Origin of the sequence: Microcystis sp. LEGE 08355 (assembly GCF_015207185.1) — a bacterium.
GTDB lineage: Bacteria > Cyanobacteriota > Cyanobacteriia > Cyanobacteriales > Microcystaceae > Microcystis > Microcystis panniformis.
Map to the genome: position 1 here is coordinate 1 of NZ_JADEXI010000236.1, position 6773 is coordinate 6773.

The window sequence follows — 6773 nt, forward strand, 5'->3', positions numbered from 1 at the left end:
GAAGTGGGGAGAAAGGATCAGGGGAGGGGGGAGAAAAAAGCTGACGGCTGAGAGCGGGGGGAATCATGGCCATTTACAATTGCTTAATAATTGTTGCCACTGCCGTGATAATATGTCTTGTGGCTTACCTGAGCGTCATAGCTGGGAAAGCAATCCAGATATTGAGATTAGTCTATCGCTGATTTAGGTGTACCTTGTCTGACCCATCGATCGAATCTCCCCCAACCCCAGAAACCACCCCGCCGTCAGATCCGATGCGGGAATACTATCAACTACAAAACACCCTATTGATCACCACCCTGATCTTAAGCGGTCTGATCTTTATACCCGTGTGGCTGTTTTATTCCCTCAATACTGCCCTTAATTACCTATTAGGGGCAATGGTGGGAGTCGTTTACCTAAAACTCCTGGCCGGGGAAGTGGAAAAATTGGGGGTAACGAAAAATCGGGTAGGCAAAAAAGGATTAGCCCTATTCGCTGGATTAATCATCATCGCCAGTCGTTGGCAAGAACTGCACATAGTGCCAGTTTTTTTGGGTTTTTTGACCTATAAAGGCGCAATCATCGTCTATACCCTGCAAACCATCTTCAAGTTGGAGCAGAAAGCCGATTCCTAAACCCTTTAACCGTTCAAAATAACCCTGATTTGCGAACCTGAATCTCCCCAAGGTGGAAATGTTAGACAGTTTAAGTGTGCTTAATTTTTATAGTCTCGCTTCCCTGGAAGTGGGACAACACTGGTACTGGCACATCGGCGGACTAAAAATTCACGGGCAAGTGATCGCGGTCTCCTGGATCGTCTTCGCTATCTTAATCATCGCCTCGATCGCCGCTACCCGCAAGATCCAGAAAGTCCCTAGCGGTATTCAAAACCTCATGGAGTACGTTCTGGAATTTCTGCGCGATTTAGCCAAAAACCAGCTAGGAGAAAAGGAATATCGACCCTGGTTGCCCTTCATCGGCACCCTATTTTTATTTATTTTCGTTTCTAACTGGTTAGGGGCCTTGATTCCTTGGAAGTTAATCGAACTGCCCGAAGGGGAATTAGCCGCCCCCACTAACGACATCAATACCACGGTGGCGTTAGCCCTACTGACTTCCCTCGCTTACTTCTACGCGGGCATCAGTAAAAAAGGACTCGGTTACTTCGCTCACTACCTAGAGCCGATTCCCGTGCTATTACCGATCAAAATTTTAGAAGACTTTACCAAACCCCTCTCCCTCAGCTTCCGTCTTTTCGGAAACATCCTCGCGGACGAGTTGGTAGTGGCCGTATTAGTCTTCCTTGTCCCCCTAGTCGTACCCCTACCCCTGATGGCTCTCGGTTTATTTACCAGCGCTATTCAGGCCCTTGTCTTCGCCACCCTTGCCGGGGCCTATATCCATGAGGCACTGGAATCGGAACACGAAGAGGAACACGCTTAAAAGCGAGGGACGAAAAAAAGAAAAATTTCTTAGGAAAAAGTGTCCAAATAATAGGATAATAACTAAGAAATTATTGGTCGAATTCAGGATGAGCAACTGAATTCCCAGATCGTTCTTTCCCAAAAACTCTTTCGGGAGTTTTGAGCAGAAAACCAGCCATTTTTTACGGCTGAGAACGCGCTCTGTAAACAACAGATTGAAATTGATTAGTAAATAGAGGAAAAAATCACCATGAACCCCACAGTAGCTGCCGCTTCCGTTATCGCCGCCGCCCTCGCCGTTGGTTTAGCCGCTATCGGCCCCGGTGTTGGTCAAGGTACCGCTTCTGGAGAAGCTGTTTCCGGTATCGCCCGTCAACCCGAAGCTGAAGGAAGAATTCGTGGTACCCTTCTCCTCAGCTTGGCATTCATGGAATCCTTAACCATCTACGGCTTGGTTATCGCTCTCGTTTTACTGTTCGCTAACCCCTTCGCCTAATTAAAAAAGCAGTGGGCTATCAGCCCCCAGTCCTCAGCTTGGCAGCGGAGTTTTCAAAACTATAAAAAACCGCCCAAGCAGCCAACTAAAAAGTCTGGTTTTTGGGACAGAAGGCTGATAGCTAGTTAAGGGAATTTTAGTGATTCCCCCTGACTGTTTATTGTTAAAGCAGGGGGATCATCTTCCTTTTTTGAACCTGTCTATAGCTTCTATTTATCAGGAATAAATCAATGTTTGATTTCGATGCCACCCTGCCAGTGATGGCACTACAATTTATTCTTTTGGCAGTGATCCTGAACGCCGTTTTTTATAAACCCCTCAGTAAAGTTTTAGATGAACGGGCGGAGTATATTCGGCAAACCGAAGGTGGAGCCAAAGAACAACTAGCCAAAACCGAAGCACTGGTACAAGAGTACGAATTGCAATTAAGTTCGGCTCGTAAACAATCCCAAGAGATTATCGCCCAAGCGCAAGCCGAGGCCCAAAAACTAGCCAGCGAACGAGTTGCCGCAGCCCAAAAAGAAGCGATCGCTCGTAAAGAAGCCGTCGCCGCCGAAATTGCCCAACAGAAAGAAGAAGCCTTTCGTTCTCTAGAAGGACAAGTGGCCTCTCTTTCCCGTCAAATTCTCGAAAAACTCCTCGGCCCCGAACTCGTTCGCTAAACCCCAGCCCTTGGTTAATAACAGTGATCAGTGAAAAGATAGAACTCAGTCGTCAGAAGTTAGAAGACTGATAACTGATAACTGATAACTGATAACTGAATAACCTACTCCCCGCCCTCAATAATCATGATCATCGACACAGTTTTATTATTAGCCACGGAGGCGAAGGAAGCGGCAGCAGAAGGATTCGGCATCAACACCGATATCCTAGGAACTAACCTATTTAACCTCTCAATTCTGCTCGGTTTAATCATCTTCTACGGCCGCAAAGTTCTCGGACAAATCCTCGGAGAACGTCAGTCGAAGATTGCTGAAGCTTTAGCCGAAGCTGAAGACCGGAAAAATATTGCCGCTAACGCCCTCGCCGAAGAACAGAAAAAACTCGCCCTGGCAAAACAAGAGGCGGGACAAATTATCAATAATGCTCGAGATAGAGCTAAAACTGTCACCGCCGACATCGCCGCCCAAGCCGAACTCGATATTCAAAGAATGCGCGAAAGTGCCGCTAAAGATCTCTCGGCGGAACAGGATCGAGTTTTAGTAGAATTACGCCAAAGAATTACCGCTTTAGCCTTAGCTAATGTGGAATCCCAATTAAGCGCCGGCCTGGAAGAATCGGTACAACAAACCCTAATTGATCGCAGTTTGGCCAACCTAGGAGGTAAATAGATGCAGGGAAGTTTAATCAGTTCAGAAATTGCCGAACCCTACGCCCAAGCATTACTTTCCGTCGCCCAAAGCAGCGGACAATTAGAAGCGGTCGGCGGTGAAATTAAATCCCTCTTAGAATTGTTGGAAAATGCTCCCGATCTAAGAGCTTTTATCGGTAATCCCGTCATCAAAGAAGAAGCTAAAAAAGCCGTTATTTCCCAAGTAATGGGGAGCAGCGCCAATCCCTATTTAACTAACTTCATGATGTTATTGGTCGATAAACGTCGGATTCAATTTTTAGAACCCGTTTGTCAACAATATCTCACCCTGGCCAGAGCGCTGACTAACACCGTTTTAGCGGAAGTTTCCTCGGCCACCGAATTGAACGATAGCCAAAAACAAATCGTCATCGACAAAGTGAAAACCCTGACCGGGGCGAACGTGGTCGAACTGAAAACCAAAGTTGATACCAGCCTCATCGGTGGTGTGGTGATCAAAGTCGGTTCTCAGGTCTTTGATGCCAGCATTCGCGGTCAACTACAACGCCTCAGCCTCTCCCTGCGCTAAGGTCATCTAATCTCCCTTTTTTGCCGTTTTTTCACCTCCTAATTTTTTACTTTTTCCCAGATTAAACTATGGTAGCTATCAGACCCGACGAAATTAGCACGATTATTCGTCAACAGATCGAATCCTATAACCAAGAAGTACAGGTCTCCAACGTGGGAACCGTCCTGCAAGTGGGTGACGGTACTGCCCGCATCTACGGCCTACAACAAGCCATGTCGGGAGAACTATTAGAATTTGAAGATGGAACCGTCGGCATCGCCCTTAACCTCGAAGAAGATAACGTCGGTGCAGTGTTAATGGGTGACGGTTTCGGGATTAAAGAAGGCGGTACGGTGAAAGCTACCGGTAAAATCGCTCAGGTTCCCGTGGGTGAAGCCTTAGTCGGCCGCGTGGTTGATGCTCTCGGTCGTCCCATCGACGGGAAAGGGGACATCCTCGCCAGCGAAACCCGTCTGGTGGAATCCCCCGCCCCCGGTATTGTCGCTCGCAAATCCGTCTGTGAACCGATGCAAACCGGCATTACCGCTATCGATGCCATGATTCCCGTCGGTCGTGGTCAACGGGAGTTAATTATCGGTGACAGAAAAACCGGTAAAACAGCGATCGCCATTGACACAATCATTAACCAGAAAAGCGAAGACGTGATCTGTGTCTATGTCGCCATCGGTCAAAAAGCCTCCACCGTCGCCCAAGTAATCGACACCCTCACCCAAAGAGGCGCCATGGATTACACCGTGGTGGTGGCCGCTAACGCTAACGACCCCGCCACCCTCCAGTATATCGCCCCCTATACCGGAGCTTCGATCGCCGAATACTTCATGTATAAAGGCAAAGCGACCCTAGTTATCTACGATGACCTCACCAAACAGGCTCAAGCTTATCGTCAGTTATCCCTGCTCATGCGTCGTCCTCCCGGTCGGGAAGCTTACCCCGGCGACGTTTTCTATCTCCACTCCCGTTTACTAGAGCGCGCCGCTAAACTCAGCGATGCTCTCGGTGGTGGTAGCATGACCGCCCTGCCGATTATCGAAACCCAAGCCGGTGACGTTTCTGCCTACATTCCCACCAATGTAATTTCGATTACTGACGGTCAGATCTTCCTCTCCACCGACCTCTTTAACGCTGGTTTCCGTCCCGCTATTAACGCTGGTATTTCCGTATCCCGCGTGGGTTCGGCGGCCCAAACGAAAGCGATGAAGAAAGTTGCCGGTAAATTAAAACTCGAATTAGCCCAGTTTGACGAATTAGAAGCTTTTGCTCAATTCGCTTCTGACCTTGATGCGGCCACCCAAGCACAACTGTCTCGCGGTCAACGTCTGCGTCAAATCCTTAAACAGCCCCAAAACTTCCCCCTCTCCGTTTGGGAACAGGTGGCGGTGGTTTATGCCGGTTTAAACGGTTATCTCGACGATATCGCCACCGATAAAGTTATCGATTTCTGCACTGGTTTGCGGGAATACCTGAAAACCAGCAAACCTCGTTACGTTGAGATCGTCAGCACTGAAAAACAACTCAACGACGAAGCAGAAGGCCTGCTCAAAGATGGCATCAACGAGTACAAACAGGCTTTCAAGTAAACTTCTGTGAGCTTTAAGCTGTCAGCCTTTTCAGTTATCAGTGATCGGTAAACAGTGATCAGTAAACAGTGAAAAGATGGCAAGAAACTGCTATTTAATACTGCTCACTTACAACTCCAATCTGATAACTGATGACTGATAACTGATAACTGTTAACTGATGACTGATAACTGATAACTGATAACTGAATTATGCCTAATCTCAAAGCGATTCGCGACCAAATTCAATCGGTCAAAAATACCAAAAAAATTACCGAGGCCATGCGTCTGGTGGCGGCCGCAAAAGTGCGACGCGCCCAAGAACAAGTTCTCTGTACCCGTCCTTTTGCCGATGCCCTCGCTCAGGTACTTTATAATCTGCAAGGTCGTTTAGCCTTTAGTGATGTCAATTTACCCCTACTGGCCCAACGGGAAGTAAAAACCGTGGCTCTGTTGGTGGTCACAGGCGATCGAGGTCTTTGTGGCGGTTATAATACTAACGTCATCCGTCGTGCCGAACAACGGATGAATGAATTAAAAGAGCAAGGGATTAACTATCAATTAGTGGTTGCTGGCCGAAAAGCAGCACAATATTTCGAGCGCCGGAATGCTCCCATTGCCGCTAAATTTATCAACCTCGAACAGATTCCCACTGCCGATGAAGCTGGCACTATTGGGGATGAATTGCTTTCCTTATTTTTATCGGAAACAGTCGATCGAGTCGAGTTGGTTTATACTCGTTTTATCTCCCTGATCAGTTCCACTCCGGTGATTCAAACCCTGTTACCTTTAACTACCCAAGGTTTAGCGGTACAGGATGACGAGATTTTCCGTTTGGTGACTAAAGAGGGAAAATTTAAGGTACAACGGGAAAAAATGGCCAGCCAACCGGCGCAGGTTTTTCCCCAAGACATGATTTTTGAGCAGAATCCCGTCCAAATCCTCGATTCTCTCCTACCTTTGTACTTAAATAACCAATTACTGCGCGCCCTCCAGGAATCGGCAGCTAGTGAATTGGCAGCGCGGATGACGGCGATGAGTAACGCCAGCGAAAACGCCAGCGAGTTGATTGGGACTTTAAGCCGTACCTACAATAAAGCGCGTCAAGCCGCTATTACGCAAGAATTGCTAGAAGTAGTAGCAGGAGCCAACGCTCTCTAGGTTTAAGCCATTTTTTCTTCTGATTATCAGTAGGAGTGATTTTTTTCACTCCTTTTTTTTCGTTTAGATAGGGTCTGCTGAATAAATCTAAAAACCTTGTTGGATAAGACTTGTGGACTTTTTTACCCTCAAAAAGTGCCAGCCATTGCGGGGATCGGGGGGAAAATTCCTGGACTTTTTCCCTGAAAATTAGGTACTTGACCACCTGAAAATCGATAAAACCCCACACCCCACCTGCCCCCAGGAAAAGCTTTTTCAGCAAGCCCTAGATAGCA

General features: G+C 47.5%; 9 protein-coding genes. All 9 read left to right on the plus strand.

Annotated elements, in window-relative coordinates:
- On the plus strand, positions 1–187 hold a 187-nt coding region (locus IQ242_RS26165; protein ID WP_228020973.1), incomplete at its 5' end, for a hypothetical protein.
- Positions 188–254: 67 nt separating this feature from the next.
- Positions 255–617, plus strand: a complete 363-nt coding sequence (locus tag IQ242_RS13050; RefSeq protein ID WP_002739749.1) for an ATP synthase subunit I — start codon at positions 255–257, stop codon at positions 615–617.
- A gap of 58 nt (positions 618–675) precedes the next feature.
- Positions 676–1425, plus strand: coding sequence for a F0F1 ATP synthase subunit A (gene atpB, locus IQ242_RS13055; RefSeq protein WP_002739857.1), 750 nt, complete (start codon positions 676–678; stop codon positions 1423–1425).
- 231 nt (positions 1426–1656) lie between these two features.
- Positions 1657–1902, plus strand: coding sequence for an ATP synthase F0 subunit C (gene atpE, locus IQ242_RS13060; RefSeq protein ID WP_002740068.1), 246 nt, complete (start codon positions 1657–1659; stop codon positions 1900–1902).
- A gap of 230 nt (positions 1903–2132) precedes the next feature.
- Positions 2133–2564 (plus strand): F0F1 ATP synthase subunit B', encoded by a 432-nt coding sequence (locus IQ242_RS13065; protein WP_002769600.1) that lies wholly within the window; start codon positions 2133–2135, stop codon positions 2562–2564.
- A gap of 126 nt (positions 2565–2690) precedes the next feature.
- On the plus strand, positions 2691–3233 hold the full coding sequence (locus IQ242_RS13070) for a F0F1 ATP synthase subunit B (protein ID WP_193960265.1): 543 nt from the start codon (positions 2691–2693) through the stop codon (positions 3231–3233).
- Positions 3234–3782, plus strand: a complete 549-nt coding sequence (atpH, locus tag IQ242_RS13075) for an ATP synthase F1 subunit delta (protein ID WP_193960266.1) — start codon at positions 3234–3236, stop codon at positions 3780–3782.
- Between the two features lie 68 nt (positions 3783–3850).
- Positions 3851–5359, plus strand: coding sequence for a F0F1 ATP synthase subunit alpha (gene atpA / locus IQ242_RS13080; protein WP_193960267.1), 1509 nt, complete (start codon positions 3851–3853; stop codon positions 5357–5359).
- Positions 5360–5550: 191 nt separating this feature from the next.
- Positions 5551–6498 (plus strand): F0F1 ATP synthase subunit gamma, encoded by a 948-nt coding sequence (locus IQ242_RS13085; protein ID WP_150976094.1) that lies wholly within the window; start codon positions 5551–5553, stop codon positions 6496–6498.
- The last annotated feature ends 275 nt before the right edge of the window (positions 6499–6773 follow it).